The organism is Stenotrophomonas sp. C9D9 (genome assembly GCF_056491205.1).
In genome coordinates this window covers 1,758,268-1,774,847 of record NZ_JBSZIF010000004.1, presented here as the reverse complement: position 1 = coordinate 1,774,847, position 16,580 = coordinate 1,758,268, and the positions used below count along the sequence as shown (strand labels likewise).

At 65.3% G+C, this 16,580-nt stretch carries 21 protein-coding genes; 12 read left to right on the top strand and 9 right to left on the bottom strand.

The genetic code is table 11. The annotated features are described in order from the left end of the window. Positions 1-35: 35 nt before the first annotated feature. Positions 36-284, bottom strand: coding sequence for a hypothetical protein (locus ACXI0D_RS13510; RefSeq protein ID WP_006399378.1), 249 nt, complete (start codon positions 282-284; stop codon positions 36-38). Between the two features lie 182 nt (positions 285-466). On the opposite strand from ACXI0D_RS13510, the gene ACXI0D_RS13505 reads away from it, so the two are divergent. The 3 genes from ACXI0D_RS13505 (at position 467) to ACXI0D_RS13495 (ending at position 2,789) form a co-directional block, all read left to right on the top strand. Next, entirely contained in the window at positions 467-961 is a 495-nt protein-coding gene (locus ACXI0D_RS13505; protein ID WP_049443962.1) for a lipocalin family protein, read from the top strand. A gap of 13 nt (positions 962-974) precedes the next feature. Then, entirely contained in the window at positions 975-2,183 is a 1,209-nt protein-coding gene (locus ACXI0D_RS13500) for an NAD(P)/FAD-dependent oxidoreductase (RefSeq protein WP_101766210.1), read from the top strand. A 126-nt stretch (positions 2,184-2,309) separates the two neighbouring features. Beyond that, the gene (locus ACXI0D_RS13495) at positions 2,310-2,789 is read left to right on the top strand and encodes a hypothetical protein (protein ID WP_014038776.1); all 480 of its coding nucleotides are present in this window, start codon (positions 2,310-2,312) and stop codon (positions 2,787-2,789) included. 126 nt (positions 2,790-2,915) lie between these two features. On the opposite strand, the gene ACXI0D_RS13490 is transcribed toward ACXI0D_RS13495, so the two are convergent. After that, positions 2,916-3,350, bottom strand: coding sequence for a PepSY domain-containing protein (locus tag ACXI0D_RS13490; RefSeq protein WP_119006856.1), 435 nt, complete (start codon positions 3,348-3,350; stop codon positions 2,916-2,918). A 147-nt stretch (positions 3,351-3,497) separates the two neighbouring features. On the opposite strand from ACXI0D_RS13490, the gene ACXI0D_RS13485 reads away from it, so the two are divergent. The 3 genes from ACXI0D_RS13485 to ACXI0D_RS13475 are packed head-to-tail and all read left to right on the top strand — an operon-like array spanning position 3,498 to position 5,763. Further along, complete coding sequence (locus tag ACXI0D_RS13485) at positions 3,498-3,788, top strand: PepSY domain-containing protein (protein ID WP_099589012.1); 291 nt, start codon at positions 3,498-3,500, stop codon at positions 3,786-3,788. Beyond that, positions 3,788-4,447: a response regulator transcription factor gene (locus ACXI0D_RS13480; RefSeq protein WP_119006857.1), complete on the top strand. Its 660-nt coding sequence runs from the start codon at positions 3,788-3,790 to the stop codon at positions 4,445-4,447. Before ACXI0D_RS13485 ends, ACXI0D_RS13480 begins: the two co-directional genes overlap by 1 nt. Next, positions 4,444-5,763 (top strand): sensor histidine kinase, encoded by a 1,320-nt coding sequence (locus tag ACXI0D_RS13475; RefSeq protein ID WP_119007007.1) that lies wholly within the window; start codon positions 4,444-4,446, stop codon positions 5,761-5,763. The genes ACXI0D_RS13480 and ACXI0D_RS13475 overlap by 4 nt, the downstream gene beginning before the upstream one ends. 163 nt (positions 5,764-5,926) lie before the next feature. Here the strand turns inward: ACXI0D_RS13475 and ACXI0D_RS13470 are convergent, their stop codons facing one another. Then, the gene (locus tag ACXI0D_RS13470; protein WP_006474656.1) at positions 5,927-6,247 is read right to left on the bottom strand and encodes a DUF6122 family protein; all 321 of its coding nucleotides are present in this window, start codon (positions 6,245-6,247) and stop codon (positions 5,927-5,929) included. Between the two features lie 37 nt (positions 6,248-6,284). Next, positions 6,285-8,174 carry an arginine decarboxylase gene (speA, locus tag ACXI0D_RS13465; protein ID WP_012512349.1) on the bottom strand — a complete coding sequence of 630 codons (1,890 nt, stop codon included), beginning with the start codon at positions 8,172-8,174 and terminating at the stop codon, positions 6,285-6,287. 191 nt (positions 8,175-8,365) lie between these two features. On the opposite strand from speA, the gene speE reads away from it, so the two are divergent. Further along, positions 8,366-9,220 carry a polyamine aminopropyltransferase gene (speE, locus tag ACXI0D_RS13460; RefSeq protein WP_479642690.1) on the top strand — a complete coding sequence of 285 codons (855 nt, stop codon included), beginning with the start codon at positions 8,366-8,368 and terminating at the stop codon, positions 9,218-9,220. Positions 9,221-9,306: 86 nt separating this feature from the next. On the opposite strand, the gene ACXI0D_RS13455 is transcribed toward speE, so the two are convergent. Then, entirely contained in the window at positions 9,307-10,212 is a 906-nt protein-coding gene (locus ACXI0D_RS13455) for an aspartyl/asparaginyl beta-hydroxylase domain-containing protein (protein WP_024957655.1), read from the bottom strand. A 489-nt stretch (positions 10,213-10,701) separates the two neighbouring features. Here ACXI0D_RS13455 and ACXI0D_RS13450 point away from each other — a divergent pair, with 489 nt between their 5' ends. Together ACXI0D_RS13450 and ACXI0D_RS13445 are read left to right on the top strand one after the other, a co-directional pair. After that, the gene (locus ACXI0D_RS13450; protein ID WP_440565131.1) at positions 10,702-11,307 is read left to right on the top strand and encodes an RIO1 family regulatory kinase/ATPase domain-containing protein; all 606 of its coding nucleotides are present in this window, start codon (positions 10,702-10,704) and stop codon (positions 11,305-11,307) included. A gap of 118 nt (positions 11,308-11,425) precedes the next feature. After that, positions 11,426-12,073: a hypothetical protein gene (locus ACXI0D_RS13445; protein WP_479642689.1), complete on the top strand. Its 648-nt coding sequence runs from the start codon at positions 11,426-11,428 to the stop codon at positions 12,071-12,073. A gap of 164 nt (positions 12,074-12,237) precedes the next feature. Here the strand turns inward: ACXI0D_RS13445 and ACXI0D_RS13440 are convergent, their stop codons facing one another. After that, positions 12,238-12,576, bottom strand: coding sequence for a P-II family nitrogen regulator (locus ACXI0D_RS13440; protein WP_005411374.1), 339 nt, complete (start codon positions 12,574-12,576; stop codon positions 12,238-12,240). Positions 12,577-12,732: 156 nt separating this feature from the next. On the opposite strand from ACXI0D_RS13440, the gene ubiK reads away from it, so the two are divergent. Together ubiK and arr are read left to right on the top strand one after the other, a co-directional pair. Then, positions 12,733-12,984 carry a ubiquinone biosynthesis accessory factor UbiK gene (gene ubiK, locus ACXI0D_RS13435; protein ID WP_005419983.1) on the top strand — a complete coding sequence of 84 codons (252 nt, stop codon included), beginning with the start codon at positions 12,733-12,735 and terminating at the stop codon, positions 12,982-12,984. Between the two features lie 126 nt (positions 12,985-13,110). Further along, positions 13,111-13,545 (top strand): NAD(+)--rifampin ADP-ribosyltransferase, encoded by a 435-nt coding sequence (gene arr, locus ACXI0D_RS13430; RefSeq protein WP_432592681.1) that lies wholly within the window; start codon positions 13,111-13,113, stop codon positions 13,543-13,545. Here arr and ACXI0D_RS13425 read toward each other — a convergent pair. The 3 genes from ACXI0D_RS13425 to ACXI0D_RS13415 all read right to left on the bottom strand — a co-directional run bounded on the left by ACXI0D_RS13425 (position 13,538) and on the right by ACXI0D_RS13415 (position 15,120). Then, complete coding sequence (locus ACXI0D_RS13425; RefSeq protein WP_479642688.1) at positions 13,538-13,984, bottom strand: DUF4279 domain-containing protein; 447 nt, start codon at positions 13,982-13,984, stop codon at positions 13,538-13,540. The two genes, arr and ACXI0D_RS13425, sit on opposite strands and share 8 nt — an antisense overlap. Positions 13,985-14,447: 463 nt before the next feature. Continuing rightward, a complete protein-coding gene (locus ACXI0D_RS13420) occupies positions 14,448-14,888 on the bottom strand; it encodes a hypothetical protein (protein WP_479642687.1) in 441 nt (146 codons plus the stop codon). A 91-nt stretch (positions 14,889-14,979) separates the two neighbouring features. Then, positions 14,980-15,120 carry a hypothetical protein gene (locus tag ACXI0D_RS13415; protein WP_479642686.1) on the bottom strand — a complete coding sequence of 47 codons (141 nt, stop codon included), beginning with the start codon at positions 15,118-15,120 and terminating at the stop codon, positions 14,980-14,982. A 1,199-nt stretch (positions 15,121-16,319) separates the two neighbouring features. Here ACXI0D_RS13415 and ACXI0D_RS13410 point away from each other — a divergent pair. Continuing rightward, positions 16,320-16,460: a hypothetical protein gene (locus ACXI0D_RS13410; RefSeq protein ID WP_176422039.1), complete on the top strand. Its 141-nt coding sequence runs from the start codon at positions 16,320-16,322 to the stop codon at positions 16,458-16,460. Positions 16,461-16,580: the final 120 nt, after the last annotated feature.

Here is a 16,580-nt window from a genome sequence, read left to right as displayed (position 1 = left end):
CAAGGCCGGATGGGCGCCCCCGCCAGCGTCGCGCATCAGTACTTCAGGCGCAGCTCTTCCACCGTCGGCTGCTGCAGCGCGTACCAGTCCTGGAACTCTTCCTCGGTGATCTCATCGGGCGCGTACACCGCCACCGGGTGCCAGTCGTGGTCGGTCGGCAGCGGCTGCCGCGGGCCGGCACGCAGGCTGTAGGCCACGCCCTCGTAGTCGACCAGGTCGTCGACCTGCGGCCACTGTTCGCGCGCGAACGCGGATTCACTCTTCAACAGGATCACCTGGTACATCGGCACCTCCACCTCGGTTGGATCAGGAAAACACGGCGCTGGCGGCAGGATACCGCCACGCCGGTGACAACGGGCGCTCCGCCGGGGCGACGGAACGTTCTGGACACGGCCATCGCCCCGGCTTCACCCGCCCATGGCAAGGCCATCGGCATCGTGGAGGCCCACCCCTGCCACGACCGCCGATGACCGACCACCCGCCGCTGAAGACCGTCGCTGACCTCAAGCTGCCCCGCTACCTGGGCACCTGGTACGAGATCGCGCGCCTGCCGATGCGCCACGAGCCGGAGGGCTGCACCGACGTGTCTGCGCACTACACCCTGCTCGACAACGGCAACGTCGGCGTCACCAACCGCTGCCGCATGGACGGCGAGATCGAGGAAGCCACCGGCGAGGCCTGCGCCGTCGACAACGACAGCGCGCGCCTGGAGGTGAGTTTCCTGCCCAAGGGCCTGCGCTGGTTGCCGTTCGCCAAGGGCGACTACTGGGTGATCCAGGTTGCCCCGGACTACAGCGTGTCGCTGGTCGGCAGCCCGGACCGCAAGTACCTGTGGCTGCTGGCGCGCGAGCCGCGCTTGGACGCGACCGTGCAGGACCATTATCTGGCGGCGGCCCGCCTGCAGGGCTTCGATCTGTCCGAACTGATCCAGACGCCGCATACCGGCCAGCCCACGGCCTGAGCCACGCACGGCCATGGACCTGAAGAGCGGTTACCCGTGGTGGGCGGTGCGCAACGGCCTGATCCACGCCTTCCCGCCGCTGCAGCAGAACCTGCGCTGCGACGTGCTGGTGGTCGGCGGCGGCATCACCGGTGCGCTGATCGCCGACGAGCTGTCCCAGCATGGCCACGACGTTGCAGTGATCGAACAGCGCGACATCGGCTGGGGCAGCACCGCCGCCAGCACCGCCCTGCTGCAGTACGAGATCGATACCCATCTGCTGGAACTGGCCGAGCGCTACGGGCAGGACGCCGCTGCACTGGCGTACCGGGCCTGCGCGGAGGCAATCCCGGCACTGGCCGAGGTGGCGCGCGGGGTGAAGGACGTGGATTTCCAGCGCATGGACAGCCTGTACCTGGCCAGCCGCCTTCGCGACGTGCCGCGCCTGATGGCCGAGGGCGAGGCGCGGCGCGGCATCGGCCTGGATGCCCGTTGGCTGGGCCCGGAGGCACTACGGGAACGCTTCAACGTGGACGCTGGCGGGGCCCTGCTGACCCGGCAGGCCGCGCGGGTCGATCCCTACCGCCTGACCTATGCGCTGCTGCAACGCGTGTGCCGGCGCGGCAGCAATGTGCATGACCGCACGGTGCTGCATACGCTGACACCCACCGCGCGCGGCGTGAGCGCCCTCACCGAGGGCGGCGCCACCATCCACGCCCGCCACGTGGTGCTGGCAATGGGCTATGCCAACCAGACATGGCTGCAGCAGCGGGTCGCGCGCAACCGCAGCAGCTATGCCTTCATCACCGATCCCATCGATGCGGACGTGCTGGGCAGGCTGCGCAACACGATGGTGTGGGAGAGCGCACGCCCCTACCTGTACCTGCGCGCCACCGGCGACCGCCGCCTGCTGGTGGGCGGGCTGGACGACGCCATCGATATCCCGGCCCGGCGCGACCGGCGCGTACAGCGCAAGGCCGACAAGCTGATGAAACAGCTGCTGCATTGGTTCCCGCGGCTGGACCCGGTGCCGGCCTTCTCCTGGGCCGGGACCTTCGCCGAGACGGCGGACGGCCTGCCGTTCTTCGGCCCCCACGCGCAGTGGGGCCCGCGGGTGCATTTCGCCATGGCCTACGGCGGCAACGGCATCACCTATTCGATGATCGGCGCCCAGCTGCTGCGGGCCCGGATCGAGCGGCGCAGGCATGCGCTGGAAGGGCTGTTCGGGTTCGGGCGGCTGTAGCGCGCAGCCCGGCAGCGTCCGGCTCTACCCCAATCCGGCGCCGACAGGCATCATTCAAGCAACCCCTGCTAGCGTCGGCCTGTACCGCCGCGTGTTGCGTGGCCACCTGTCCGCTGGAGCGCCGTCATGATCCGCCCCCTGACCCTGCTGCTGTGCCTGGCCCTGCCGGGAACCGTGCTGGCCCAGTCCGCCGCTGGCGCCACCGCGCCGCAGGCTGCCGGCCTGGACCTGACGCTGCCGCAGGCGCCGATGCGCTACCTCAACGACCCGGCCCTGCAGCAGGACCCGCCCGGCACCTATTACGGTGACAAGAGCGGCCCGCGCGTGCACGACGACGCCAAGATCGCCGACGTGACCGACGACAAGGTCAAGGTGTCCGGCAGCTTCACCACCGGCATCGGCTATTCGAAGAACGGCGGCAACAGCCACTACAACGCGGCCACGCTGAACCTCAGCAAGAACTACACCACCGATGAAGGCAAGACCCACGGGGTCAACCTCAACATCCACGTGAGTGAAGGCAAGGGCCCGGGCTTCTTCGGCCCGTATGGCGGCTACTACGGGCGTGGCCCGGGCTGGGATTACCCGCCGCCGTACGGCTGGTAAGCCACCCCTGTAGAGCCGAGTCCATGCCCGGTTGGTAACCGCGCGGTAGCGCCGGCCGCTGGCCGGCGACTCGCGGGGCTGGAAGCGATCATGGGTTGCCGGCCAGCGGCCGGCACTACCAGCAGGTCAATCCAGCCAGCCATCGCGCTCGCTGTGCAAGATGCGGCCGTCATAACCGCTCAGGCGCACGTCCACCTTCTGGTTGCGGGCATTGCGGGCTTCCAGCGACCAGGTCGCGCCATCGCGTTCCAGCGAATGGATCTCGCGCAGGCCATGCGCCTGTGCACGTGCCAGCACCTGCTCGGTGGTCAGCAGCGCGCGGCCGCTGTGCTCATCGAAGATCTCGCCGGTCTTCGGGTCCACGTAGACCTCGCTGAAGCGGCCATCGGCGCGGCTCACGTCGGCTTCCCACAGGCCATCATCGCGTTCGATCTCGTGGATCTGGGTATAGCCGGCCTTGCGCAGGGTCTGTTCGACCTGGGCCATGCCCAGCGGCGCGGCCTGTGCGGCCGGTGCGATGGCCAGCAGGGTAACGGTGGCGAGGGCAAGCGACTTCAACATGGGGGTTCTCCTGTTCGTGTTCGTGGCCGGACCATCCCGGCAACGCCACGATGCATGCCCCGGTTAACAGCGCCTTAGCCGTGGCTGTTAGCCGGCTGTTAGTCATCCCCGCCACACTCGCGCCTGTTCCCCTCCTTCCGTGCCCGCATGCTCGCCACCCTGCCCCTGCTGCTGGCCCTGGCCAGCGCCCCGACCGCCGCCGCGCCCGCACAGGACCCGGCGCAGCAGGTCGCGCGCCGCGCCGTGCAGCAGGGCCGCTACGTGCCGCTGGAAAGCGTGGTGCGCGATGCACTCAAGCGCTACCCGGGCCAGTTGCTGGAAGTGGAGCTGGACGACGGCGTCTACGAGGTGGAGATCCTGCGCGGCGACGGCGTAGTGGTGGAGCTGGACTATGATGCGCGCAGCGGAAAGCTGCTGAAGACGGAGCTCGACGACTGATGCGCATCCTGTTGGCCGAAGACGATGCCGCACTGGCACAGCGCCTGGTGCCCCTGCTGGAACAGGCCGGCTATGTGGTGCACGTGGTCGCCGATGGCCGCGAGGCCGAAGAGATCGGCCAGATCGAGGACCTGCAGGCCGCCATCGTCGACCTCGGCCTGCCCGGGCTGGACGGACTGAGCGTGATCGAGCGCTGGCGCGGCAACGGCCGCGACTTCCCGGTGCTGGTACTGACCGCGCGCGGGCGCTGGCACGACAAGCTGGCAGGCTTCGATGCCGGTGCCGACGATTACCTCACCAAACCGTTCCAGGCCGACGAACTGGTGCTGCGCCTGCGCGCGTTGATCCGCCGCAGCCACGGCCACGCCAGCCCTCGCCTGCACTGCGGCCCGCTGCAACTGGACGTCAATGCAGGCCGCTTCGAGCTGGATGGGCAGGCGCTGCCCCTCAGTCCGCAGGAATTCCGCCTGCTCAGTTACTTCATCCACCACAGCGGTCAGGTGATCGGCCGCGACCGGCTGGGTGAACAGGTGTTCGACGGCGGCCATGACCCGGACTCCAACGCACTGGATGTGCTGCTCGGACGGGTGCGCCGCAAGCTCGGCATCGACCTGATCCAGACCGTGCGCGGCCAGGGTTGGCGGCTGGCCGCGCCATGAACCGGCAACCGTCGCTGCGGCGGCGCCTGCTGCTGGCCGGTGGCGTCGGCCTGCTGCTGGTCTCGCTGCTGGCCAGCGCACTGCTGGGCGAGCTGTTCAAGCGCAGCGCGCGCGACCGCCTCGACCACGAACTACAGCAGGACATGCTGACCCTGCTGGCACAGGCCGAAGTGGACCCGGAAGGACAGCTGCGGCTGCGCCAGGAACCCAATGACGCGCGCTTCCAGCGTGTGTTCTCCGGTGCCTACTGGCAGATCGCCGGTGCCGATGGCCGCGTGCTGCTGCAGTCGCGCTCGCTGTGGGATGAAACCCTGCCGGCGCCGGCTGCCGGGCCGGCCACGCGCAATCTGCCCGGACCGCTGCAGCAATCCCTGCGCGCACGCGTGCAGCAGGTGCGCCTGCCGCGCGCGAGCGAACCGTTCGTGGCGGTGGTCGCCACCGATCGCAGCGCACTGGATGCGGATGTTGCCGCGTTCCGCAAACGCACCGCCATCGCCCTGGGCGTACTGGTTGCGGCGTGGCTGGCGGTGCTGGCCAGCCAGGTGCACTTCGGCCTGCGCCCACTGCATCGCCTCGGCGAGCAGCTGGAACGGGTACGCCGCGGCGACGCGCAACGCATCGACACGCAGGAACTGGGCGCGGAAGTCGCACCGCTGGGGGAAGAACTCAACGCGCTGCTGGACCACCAGCAACGCATGGTTGCGCGCGCACGCACCAGTGCACAGGATCTGGCGCATGCACTGAAGACCCCGCTGAGCGTATTGGCCACCGAAGCGGACGGCGACGGCACGCACTGGCGTGCCGCCGTGCGCGAACAGAGTGCGCGCATGCAGGCCAGTGTCGACCGTTACCTGGCTGCAGGACTGGCTGCCGACCATCGCCAGCGCACCGACGTGGCGGCCGTCGCGCAGGCGATGTGCCGGCTGATGGCACGCGTGCATGGCGAACGTGGCATCACATTCACGGCGGAAGGCATCGATCCGGCGTTGCAGTTCGCCGGTGCCAGTGCGGATCTGGAAGAAATGCTGGGCAACCTGCTGGACAACGCCGGGCGCTGGGCGAAACGGCAGGTCACTGTCGAAGCGGAAAGCAGCGAAGGGCAGCTGCGCATCGAAGTGCGCGACGACGGTCCCGGCCTGGCTGCAGATGCGCTGGAACGGGTCACCCAGCGCGGCGTGCGGCTGGATGAGCGCGAGGGCAGCAGTGGGCTGGGGTTGGCCATCGTGGGCGATATCGCCGCCAGTTATGGCGGGCACGTGGCGTTGGAAAATGCGCAGCCCGGCCTGCGCGCAACGTTGTGGTTGCCGGTGGCGTGAAGCGACCAACCTGACGGTGGGTAGTGCCGGCCGCTGGCCGGCAACCACGCGGTCATCGGGAACACCCTGCGGAAGCCGGCCAGCGGCCGGCTCTACCAAGCGCCAATCCGACCGGTCGCCGTGCCCCCGGTAGGTGTCGACCTTGGTCGACACGCACCCAGCATCAACGGTGATGCATCCACCAGCAATCAATCGCGTCCAGCACGATGTGGATCATCAAACCGATGCCGAACAACCGCGTTTTCTTCGGCACGCACAGCCCGGCATAGACCGCGATGGCCGGTGCGGTGTGCAGCGGATGAAAACCGATGCTGCAGCGGTTCGGTGCGTAGATCGGATCCGCCAACAGGTGGTCCAGATCAATGATCCAGCCCAGCAGCATCAGCAGCCACGCCGAGGCGAAGCGCTTGCGCCAGAACAGCCATGCCAGCAGCGCTGGCACGGCGGCATGCAGGAACAGGTGGAAGATCGCGCGCGCGCTCATCGGCAACGGTGGCGCCGGGCAGGCCCGGCACCGTCCATCAGACCAGCGGTTCGTCGGACAGGTAGGTGTAACCGGTCAGGCCGGCTTCCAGCGCCTCCGACAGCTCCTGCGCGCGTTCCGGCGACAGCTGCGCCTCGGCCACGCGCTGCGCATAGGTCGCACGCAGTTCGTCCAGGCGGTAACCCACGTAATCCAGCATCACATCGGTGGTGTCGCCACGGCGCTGCTGGGTAATGGCATAGCCATCGGCATCGGCCAGCACTTCCACCGCGTCGGTATCGCCGAACAGGTTGTGGATGTCGCCCAGGATCTCCTGGTAGGCGCCGACCATGAAGAAGCCGATGCGGTAGCTCTCGCCCGGCTTCATCTTGTGCAGCGGCAGCGAGCTGTCCAGGCTCTCGTTCTCGACATAGGTTTCCACCATGCCGTCCGAGTCGCAGGTCATGTCGGCGATGATGCCGCGGCGGTCCGGGGTTTCGTCCAGGCGCTCGATCGGCACGATCGGGAACACCTGGTCGATCGCCCACACGTCCGGGATCGATTCGAACACGCTGAAGTTGACGAAATACTTGTCGACCAGGCGCTCGTTCAGTTCGTCCAGCACCGGGCGATGGCTCTTCTCGTCATAGCTCAGGCGCGCACGCACGCCGTGGGCGATGGCGTAGAACAGATCGTCGATGCGCGCACGCTGCGGCAGGTCGATCTGGCCCAGCGCATAGCTGGCCAGACCTTCGGCGTGGAAGTGCTGTGCCTCCTGGAACAGCTCCACCGCCGGGCGCACGTCCAGCTCGTCGTGGATCTCGCGCAGGTGGCGGATCGCCGCCGGCTCGTCGTCGTGCTGGTCCGGCACGCGGCCTTCCTGCGCTTCTTCCACTTCCGAGACGTTGGCGATCAGCACCGCGTGGTGCGCGGTCATCGCGCGGCCGCACTCGGTGACGATGCGCGGCGGGGTCAGGCCGAACTCTTCGCAGGCATTGGCCAGCGGCTGCACGATGTTGCTGGCATAGGAATGCAGGCCGTAGTTGATCGAGCAGAAGCTGCGCGAACGGGTGCCTTCGTAATCCACGCCCAGGCCACCGCCCACATCGACGTGGGTGATCTTCGCGCCCAGGCGCGACAGCTCCACGAAGTAGCGGGTGGCTTCGCGCATGCCGTTGGCGATGTCGCGCACGTTGGAGATCTGCGAACCCATGTGGAAGTGCAGCAGGTTCAGGCAGTCGGCGTACTCGGTGTCACGCAGCGACTTCCACAGGTCCAGCAGCTGGCGCGGCGACAGGCCGAACTTGGCCTTGTCGCCACCGCTGTTCTGCCACTTGCCGGCGCCCAGCGAGGCCAGGCGCATGCGCACGCCCAAGCCCGGCTTCACGTCCAGCGCCTTGGACTCTTCCAGCACCAGCTTCAGCTCGGACGGCTTCTCGATGACGATGAAGGTCTGCAGGCCCAGCTTGCGGCCGATCAGGGCCAGGCGGATGTACTCGCGGTCCTTGTAGCCGTTGCAGACGATCAGGCCACCCGGGCGCGACAGCGCCAGCACGGCCATCAGCTCGGGCTTGCTGCCCGCTTCCAGGCCGAAGCCTTCGCCGTGGTGGCTGGCCAGGGTGCCGGCCACGCCGCGGGTCTGGTTGACCTTGATCGGGTACACGGCGGTGTAGCCGCCGCTGTATTCCCAGTCCTGCTGGGCCTGGCCGAAGGCCGCCTGCAGCTTGCCCAGGCGCTGGCCGAGGATGTCCGGGAAGCGCACCAGCAGCGGCAGCTTGGCGCCGGCCGCACGGGCCGCGTCCACCACCTTGGGCAGCGACACCACCGGGCCGTCCGCCCCGGTCGGTCTCACCACCATGTGCCCGGCCTGATCCACGTCGAAGTAACCGTCCGCCCAATGCGGGATCGAGTAGGTCTTGCGGGCTTGGTCGAGGGACCAATCGGTCATTTCAGTCGGCCTTGTTGGCAATAAAAGGGGGGGCATGATAACGCCTATATGCCCACAGGTTCGTTATCATGCGCGCCCGCGCCCGTGACAGGTTTCAACCTGAACGGGCCGATCCGTCCGGATGTGGCATCTGTGCCACGCGGCCCCGCCCGCCAGCCCGGCTCCACCCCTCCGAACAGGACTGTTTTCCAATGACTGACAGCAACAACTGGTACATCGAACACTTCGAGCGCACCGGCTCGGCCATCGGCTACCGCATCACCAGCAAGCTGGACGAGGTGCAGTCGCCGTTCCAGAAGATCGAGATCTTCCAGACCACCGACTGGGGCAACCTGATGACCATCGACGGGGCCATCATGCTGACCAGCAAGGACAACTTCTTCTACCACGAGATGATCAGCCACCCGGTGCTGTTCACCCACGCCGCGCCCAAGCGCGTGGTGATCATCGGTGGCGGCGACTGCGGCACCCTGCGCGAAGTGCTCAAGCACACCGGCGTGGAGAGCGTGACCCAGTGCGATATCGACGAGCAGGTCACCGTGATGGCGCGCAAGCACTTCCCGGAACTGTGCGATTCCAACGATGACGCCCGCGCCGAGCTGCTGTTCGACGACGGCGTGGCCTACATGGCCAACTGCCCGGCGGGCAGCGTGGACGTGGTGATCGTCGATTCGACCGATCCGGTCGGCCCCGGCGAAGGCCTGTTCAACAAGGCCTTCTACGAGAGCTGCTTCAAGGCCCTGAAGGACGACGGCATCCTGGTGCAGCAGTCCGAATCGCCGCTGATGCAGCTGGACCTGATCAACGAAATGCGCACCGAGATGGGCAAGGCCGGCTTCGGCTCGTTCAAGACCCTGCCGTTCCCGCAGCCGTGCTACCCCACCGGCTGGTGGAGCGTGACCATGGCGCGCAAGGGCGACAGCAGCTTCGACTTCCGCCAGGCCGACTCGGCCGCCAAGACCTTCAACACCCTGTACTACACCGCCGCGCTGCACACCGGCGTGCTGGTGACCCCGCCGTTCGTGCAGGCGGCACTGAAGGGTTGATCCAACAAAAAACCCGCGCTGGCAACAGCGCGGGTTTTTTCATGTTCCGGTAGTGCCGGCCGCTGGCCGGCAACCGCATGTAACGATCAAAGCGCCCAGATACCGGCGATCACCGCCACCACCAGGCCCCACTTGATCAGCTGGTAGGCCACCACGCTGCGCTCGCGCAGTGCCTTGGCCTTCAGGCGCACCTTGTAGACACTGCCGAACGCCTTGTTGACGCCACCGGTCGGGTCACCCGGCAGGTTCGGCGAGGCACCACCGGCCAGCAGCGTGGCCGCCACCGCGCGGTTGAACAGACCCGGCAGGCCGAAGCGCAGCGGGCGGGCGATGTCACAGAACAGGATCACGCGGTCATCCGGCGTCTCGTTGTGCGCGTGGTGGATGTAGGTCTCGTCGAACATCATCCACTCACCGTCGCGCCAGCTCTTCTTGATGCCGTCCACTTCGATGTAGCAGCCGTCGTTGTTGGGCGTGGCCAGGCCCAAGTGCAGGCGCAGCGAACCGGCGAACGGGTCGCGGTGCGGGCGCAGTTCACTGCCCGACGGCAGCTGCGCGAACATCGCCGCACGCACGTCCGGCAGCGATTCCAGCAGCGCCGTGGTCTTCGGGCACATCGCCTTCGCCGACGGGTGCGACGGGCCATACCACTTCAGGTAGAAGCGCTTCCAGCCACGGCGGAAGAACGAATTGAAGCCGGCGTCGTTGAACGTGCTGGACGCAGCGATCTTCTGTGCATCGCGCAGCGCCAGCGCCTCGTCGCGGATCATCTGCCAGTTCTGGCGCAGCGGCTCCAGCTGCGGGAACTCCTTGGCCGGGTCCAGGAACGGCGTGGTCGGCACCTTCGAGAACATGTACATGACCACGTTGATCGGGGCCATGAAACTGGAGTGGTCCAGCAGCTGGCGCGACCAGCGCGCGCGCACCTTGCCACGGAAGTGGATGTACAGCACGCAGGCCACGAACAGCGCTGCAATGACGATTTTGATGATCAAAGCACTTTCCTCCAGCCGCAGCCGGAACGGGAAACGGGGCGATGCACGGCCAGGCGGCCAGCACCGGTTGGGAACGCGGCAGGGGACGGGGACGTGCCGGAGGGGGGCGGCCGCCGATGTCGCGGGTTAACAGCTTATGGTCGGCAGGGCGTGCGCCGGGGTCAAGCCGGACGTGCGTGGCGTTCAGCGCGGCGCCGATGAATGGGCCGAAAGCGCGCCCAACCCATTGATTCAACACAGCAAGCCCTATAAGTGAGACAGAATTGTCCGATTCTGCGTGACGAACTGTTCCAGCCACGGCCCCGACATTTCTCCGACAAATCGTGGAATAGCGAACTGGCGAGTACTAAAATTAACGAAAACTTAGTAACTCCCTGTAACACCGGTTCGCTTGACGCTTTGCGCCACCCACCGGGTCGTCCGAGACCCCGACATGTATCTTCCTGCTCTCCCCCCTCCTCCTGCGGCAATGACGCCGCCTCCCCGCTGCTGCTCAAGCGCGGCGAGCGTTTCCTGGCCCCCGACGTCTACCGCACCTGCCTGGATGGGCGCGAGGCCGTCATCAAGGACTACTCCCGCTACCGCGGCACCCCCGTTTCGCTGATCGCGCGGCTGATGGTGCGCCGTGAAGCCCGCATGCTGCAGCGCCTCGGCGGCTGGAAGCATGCCCCCGCACTGCTCGGCACCCTCGGTGGCCTGGCGCTGGGCATGGAGTTCATTCCCGGCCAGACCCTGAGCACCGCGCAGGCCGTCGGCAACGACGTGTTCGAGCAGCTGCAGCACGCGCTCAGCCGCCTGCACGCCGCCGGCATCACCCACAACGACCTGCACGGTACCAACGTGGTGGTCAGCGGTGGCGTGCCGGTGCTGCTGGACTTCACCTCCGCCTGGCGCGTACCCCGCTGGCTGCGGCGCGGCCCGCTGAGCCGGCAGATGCGCCGCAGCGACATGAAGAACCTGCTGAAGATCCGCCAGCGCGTGACCGGCCAGGCGCCGAGTGCCGCGCAGGCCGCACTCGTGGCCGACCCGGGTTGGGTCGCCGCCGTGCGCCAGGGCTGGAAGCGGTTTTACAAGTGGGCGAAGCGGCGTTAAGCGCTGTTCGCCCCTGCATTGCTTGCGCGACTGCCGTTTGCCCCTGCATTTGCCCGGGGTCACACGCCCGATTTGCCCTGCGATACTCGTCGGCACGCCACTCGCAAGGACGCTGGGGATGCCGACACCTGAACACACCCGCCTGCTGACTTCAGCCGCAAGATCCATACTGCGCCCCTTGGGCTGCGTGCAAAAGGGCCGTTCGCGCACCTGGCTTGACGACCAGGGCTGGTGGGTCGGAGTGGTCGAGTTCCAGCCTTCGGCATGGGACAGGGGCAGCTACCTCAATGTCGGCGCCTGCTGGCTCTGGGAAGAAAAGGACTACCTGTCCTTCGACGTGGGCGGCCGCGTTGCCGGATTCGAACGCTTCACCGAAACCGCCGAGTTTGCCTCGGCCGCACAGGCACTGGCTGAGCAGGCCGCCGCCGAGGTACTGGCCCTGCGTGACCGTTTCCCCACCCCGGGGCATGTGCGTGCATTGATGAACCGCCACCCCAAACCGGGCATCCGCGAACACATCCATGCGGGCATCACTGCCGGGCTGGCGGGCGCTTACGACGAGGGTCGCAGGCACTTGGCACTGGCCGCTACGGAGACCCACCCAGCGCCATGGGTCGATGTGCTGAAGCAACGCTGTGCCGAACTCATGCCGCTGCTGCAACGTGATGGCGGCTTCGAGGCAGAGATCGCCGCCACCGTGACGCGCACCCGCCGCGCGCTCGGTCTACCGGAGTGGCGGTCGTCCCCCCTCATTCCGCCGGGCTGATCACACCGGGAGGGCTCTTCATCGCATACGGGTGTTCGCGCCGCCCGATCCCGGTCGTAGAGTCGAGCTTGCTCGACTCTACGACAGAGGGGTCAAGCATCCCGTCGCCCAGACCGCGCAGCGGTCCAGCCCCCCGCGCTGCAGTCGGCCGCCCACACCCCCACTTACAACGCGTCCGCGTCCAGCTCACCGGTACGAATACGCACCACGCTGCCCAGGTCGTACACGAACACCTTGCCGTCGCCGATCTTGCCGGTGCCGGCGGCCTTTACGATGGCCTCAACCACGGCCTCAACCTGGTCATCGGTCACCGCCACTTCCAGCTTCACCTTCGGCAGGAAATCGACCACATACTCCGCGCCACGGTACAGCTCGGTATGGCCCTTCTGGCGACCAAAGCCCTTCACTTCCGTCACCGTGATCCCGGTGACCCCACGCTCGGCCAGCGCTTCGCGCACGTCGTCGAGCTTGAACGGCTTGATCACCGCCATGACCATCTTCATCGTCTATCTCCTGTCTTCCGGCGTGGAGGATAGCGCCTGAACGCGGCCCGTGCGAAGCCGCTGCCGCCTGTCCGGGCGATGGGTGCCAGCAGTATCCTTGTGCCCGATCGGCCTGCCCGCGCCGGATGCACGGGCCCTACCCCCACGGAGCACCCCATGATCGACCTGAACCAAATCGATGACCTCGCCCGTCGCCTCAGCGACCTGGTGCCGCCGGGCCTGCGCGAATCGCGCGAGGAACTGCAGGCCACCTTCAAGAGCGCGCTGCAGGCCGGCCTGGCCAAGCTCGACCTGGTCACCCGCGAAGAGTTCGAAGTGCAGCGCGCCGTGTTGCTGAAGACCCGCCAGAAGCTGGACGCGCTGGAAACCGCCGTGCGCGAGCTGGAAGGCCGCGGCGCCGCAGAATGAAAAAAGGAGGCGCACCGCGCCTCCCGTTTACAGATTATTTCCCGGATGGGGCCTTGCAGCAAGGCCCACCGGGCGCCCTAGACTCGCCGGCCTGTCGATCCGGCAGGACACGCAGGGGCAGTGCCGATGGCGCAGGACACCGATTGGACACCCGTTTCGCATGACACCTGCGACCAGATCGCCGGGCCGTTCTATCACGGCACCCGCGCTGATCTAGCGGTGGGCGAGCTGCTGAGTGCGGGCTTCCGCTCCAACTATCGCGACAGTGTGGTGATGAACCACATCTACTTCACCACCATTGCCAAGGGCGCCGGGCTGGCTGCGGAGATGGCCAAGGGTGAAGGGCGACCGCGCGTGTATGTGGTGGAGCCGACCGGGTCGTTTGAAGACGACCCGAACGTGACCAACAAGAAGTTTCCCGGGAACCCGACGCGGTCGTATCGGAGTGCGCAGCCGTTGCGGGTTGTTGGGGAGATTGTGGAGTGGGAGCTTTATGACGCGGAGTTCGTTCGGCAGTTGAAGGCGTTTGTTGCTTCGGGGAGTGGCGAGATCATCAATTGATGACCTCTGGGCACGGAGCGTTGCGCACTTCTTCATCGGCTTCATAGATGTCCAGCCCGAGCTCAATGCCGCGTTGACCAAGGGCGAGCAGAGCGCGAGGCGAAAGCGAGACACCACCGTTGCTGCTGCCCATGAAGAGACCGCAGAACAGATCAGGCCGGAAGCGTGCCAATGACTGCCATACGGCGAGATCGTCGATGAGTTGATCGAGGATCTCGAAGATCTGAGCGTCCAGATCTTCAGGCTCACGACGCTCCGCATCAAGTTGCCAGCTGCCGGTCCTGGCGATACGCACGGTGCCTGATTGGTTGCCTCTGAGTTCCTGGCCCTTGTGATGCGATGCGGTTGGAGTCGCTCCGAGCAAGGCACTGACTTCTTCGGGCAGGAGGTCGTCCCCGAAGAATCGGAGGGTCACCAGGGAATGATCGAATGCGGCCATCGGAATCCAGTTGTCCTTTCGGAATCTCTTCCAATCTGTACGCCTCATCGACGTCAGGTCAGCTATCAGCCAAAAGCAGACACTCAGATGATTTGTAGTTGTCCACAGTAACCTTGGCGTTTCGGTTTCCTGGTGGGTGTGAGCCTACTGATGCACCTTAGGACGAGGCGGAGTTGGTCCTGGTTGGAGAGTCAGACGTGATGATCTACGTAGCTCCGAACGTGACAGACAGAGCAGGATTTTATCCACTCCTCCATGTAGTGCTGGCGTGCTCATGTGCACGCCCATGGCGGGGGACGTTTAGCGACGGGGTTGCGTGCCCGCGACGGTGTGTCCGAGTTGGACCTAGCTCTGTAGGCTTCCTGTAGGCTTCAATTGGTTGGTCCACCGTGACCATTGAGCGGCCCTTTGAGGTCGTACTCATTGACCGGGTGGCCGGCGGTGTTCAGCGTCGGATGCTGCCTTACATGGACAAGGCGATTGGCAACCAGATGGTCGATACCGGCTGCAACATCGCGGGAGGCAGGGACATGGCCTCCACCAGCTTCCGGTGGGAGATGACCGTCTTGGAGCTGCCCTTCGAGCGGCTCTCGAGGAGCTTCAGATAGATCTTGAACGCAGCCAGGACCGTCACGCCTCGATTTGGCAACTGCTGCATGGTCTTGGTTGCAAGGTCCGCTGGCACCTTGGTCCAGCGCGTGTTCTCCGCACATGGGACCTGGGTGAAGCGATTGCGATAGCCGCTGTTGTCAAACTTCAAAACACCTCTGTCTGCCAGAGTCTCCACCGCTGGCAAGAGCATTGGACGGGACAGGCCCGTCAGGTGAGTCAGGCGATCATTGGTTATTTCGCTTGATCGGGTAGTGAAGTCCACCTCGATCGCCACCGCGATGAAGACCTTCATCGTAGCGATGTGCCTCCCGGTCAGCTTGTTGGCTCCGCCTCGTAAGGGGCCAAGAGCCCTACAGGCCATGAAGGGAAGCTGCCCCAGGCGCTCACTTGTCATCCTTCTTACGAATGACCTTGCCGAGGATATGAAGGACCTTCCAAGCCACTGCAAAAGCGCAGAGAGCCAGGACAAAAATTGCGCATGCGGCCGGGTTGATGGTGCCAAACTGCTGGACGAGATGTTCCACATGAATGTTCCACGGAGTGGGGGTGCTTTAAATTGGAAAGCACGCGTGGTGGAGCATCTAGATAGAGCGATCATCGATATCCTTCGCCTCTGCGGCCTAAGCCTTTGGTAGATAAGGATCTTCCTGAATCACTCGGCGTAAAAACATAGGAAACGAGAAAGCATCAGATGGCCCGGTCGTTTACTGTCCAAGCCGCCGGGATCCCCGAAATGCGCAAAATTTGCTCTTAGATCTGGTCGACGGCGGCTCCCACCAGCAGCGGGCCAAGGGCGACGCAAATTGCTTCATGCCTACTGTCGATGTCCGCCCGCAGCACTTCCTGGCGCAACTCAATTGGCACTGTTTGAGGCGGAAGGAGAAAAGCTGTGGTAGGGAATCCCTGACTGGATTTCGCCAAAACCGGCTTCAACAGGAAGTTTTCGCTGAAGATTTCGTAAAATTGAGCGCTTTTAGAGGAATTTATCCCGGATGTTTGCCGACTTTGGCCGGACTTCGGCGAGGATCGCCACTCGCACAGGCCAAAGGTAATACCCCGCCCGAATGGCCCTAGGACGCGCTGTGTGCAATTTCAAGGCAATTGCTAATCAGGATAAGTTGGTGGGGCTGGAATCGCCGCCACGGGCCAAATAGACGGCTTAACGTTAAGATTTCTTCTCGACTTACCAAAATCGCTTGACTGAACCGAGCACCTCAGTTAATGTTTGGTCAAGGGTGTGATACGCCCACGAAAAAACCCCCGCTGTTTAGGGCGAGGGTCAGTTCTTTAACAATGTAGACGTCACCAAGGGTCGCGTTGGAGCGCGATTCCTAGGTAACAAGGCCGGGGACAGGAGCGAGTGCCAGAGGGGACTCACCTGTCAGACTGCCAAGTACCGTCTTGTCGTTTGGCTTCGACTGGACAATGGTTCCACGGTTGACCGAAGCGTGTCAATAACACGCCCGGGCGATCTGGAGCTCTCTTGGCGAGACCGCGCTCCTCTCACCTTCTCCGAAGGAGAGAGCTATGCGTACCAAGAATGTACCGGTACGTGCTTACACCCGCCGTCGATTCGGCCGTGTGGAACACGTCATCCGTCATTACCGCTCCCATCCGCGCCGTTAAGGGCTGATAGGAAGGCCCCGGACCCAGTCATTGGGTCCGGGTGCCCAGGACTTGGAGCAGAGCATCTTCTGGAGAGATCTCGCAAAAAGGATCAGATATGTCCAGTAAGAAGGGCCCCGCGGACTTCCGCAGCTCGGAGACTGGCCGGTTTGTGACCGAGCGCTTCGCGGAGAACCACCCGCGCACCACTCAGAAGGAACACAACCGTCCGCCGCCGCCGCCCACCAAGAAGAAGTGATGATGAATGAAGGGCCCGCATTGCTGCGGGCCCTTTTTTTTGGACTGCGGCTCACGCAGGCGCAACTACAGCAGTTGGATGTCTTTCCCGCTCGGGACGGTCGAACCTGGTCAAAGTGAT

Coding starts and splice junctions, on each gene's coding strand:
- ACXI0D_RS13500 (WP_101766210.1), top strand. CDS start 975: ATGGACCTGAAGAGCGGTTACCCGTGGTGGGCGGTGCGCAACGGCCTG.
- ACXI0D_RS13480 (WP_119006857.1), top strand. CDS start 3,788: ATGCGCATCCTGTTGGCCGAAGACGATGCCGCACTGGCACAGCGCCTG.
- ACXI0D_RS13410 (WP_176422039.1), top strand. CDS start 16,320: ATGTCCAGTAAGAAGGGCCCCGCGGACTTCCGCAGCTCGGAGACTGGC.
- ACXI0D_RS13425 (WP_479642688.1), bottom strand. CDS start 13,984: ATGGCCGCATTCGATCATTCCCTGGTGACCCTCCGATTCTTCGGGGAC.
- ACXI0D_RS13470 (WP_006474656.1), bottom strand. CDS start 6,247: ATGAGCGCGCGCGCGATCTTCCACCTGTTCCTGCATGCCGCCGTGCCA.
- speE (WP_479642690.1), top strand. CDS start 8,366: ATGACTGACAGCAACAACTGGTACATCGAACACTTCGAGCGCACCGGC.
- ACXI0D_RS13505 (WP_049443962.1), top strand. CDS start 467: ATGACCGACCACCCGCCGCTGAAGACCGTCGCTGACCTCAAGCTGCCC.
- speA (WP_012512349.1), bottom strand. CDS start 8,174: ATGACCGATTGGTCCCTCGACCAAGCCCGCAAGACCTACTCGATCCCG.
- ACXI0D_RS13475 (WP_119007007.1), top strand. CDS start 4,444: ATGAACCGGCAACCGTCGCTGCGGCGGCGCCTGCTGCTGGCCGGTGGC.
- ACXI0D_RS13485 (WP_099589012.1), top strand. CDS start 3,498: ATGCTCGCCACCCTGCCCCTGCTGCTGGCCCTGGCCAGCGCCCCGACC.
- arr (WP_432592681.1), top strand. CDS start 13,111: ATGGCGCAGGACACCGATTGGACACCCGTTTCGCATGACACCTGCGAC.
- ACXI0D_RS13445 (WP_479642689.1), top strand. CDS start 11,426: ATGCCGACACCTGAACACACCCGCCTGCTGACTTCAGCCGCAAGATCC.
- ACXI0D_RS13495 (WP_014038776.1), top strand. CDS start 2,310: ATGATCCGCCCCCTGACCCTGCTGCTGTGCCTGGCCCTGCCGGGAACC.
- ACXI0D_RS13490 (WP_119006856.1), bottom strand. CDS start 3,350: ATGTTGAAGTCGCTTGCCCTCGCCACCGTTACCCTGCTGGCCATCGCA.
- ACXI0D_RS13510 (WP_006399378.1), bottom strand. CDS start 284: ATGTACCAGGTGATCCTGTTGAAGAGTGAATCCGCGTTCGCGCGCGAA.
- ubiK (WP_005419983.1), top strand. CDS start 12,733: ATGATCGACCTGAACCAAATCGATGACCTCGCCCGTCGCCTCAGCGAC.
- ACXI0D_RS13440 (WP_005411374.1), bottom strand. CDS start 12,576: ATGAAGATGGTCATGGCGGTGATCAAGCCGTTCAAGCTCGACGACGTG.
- ACXI0D_RS13420 (WP_479642687.1), bottom strand. CDS start 14,888: ATGAAGGTCTTCATCGCGGTGGCGATCGAGGTGGACTTCACTACCCGA.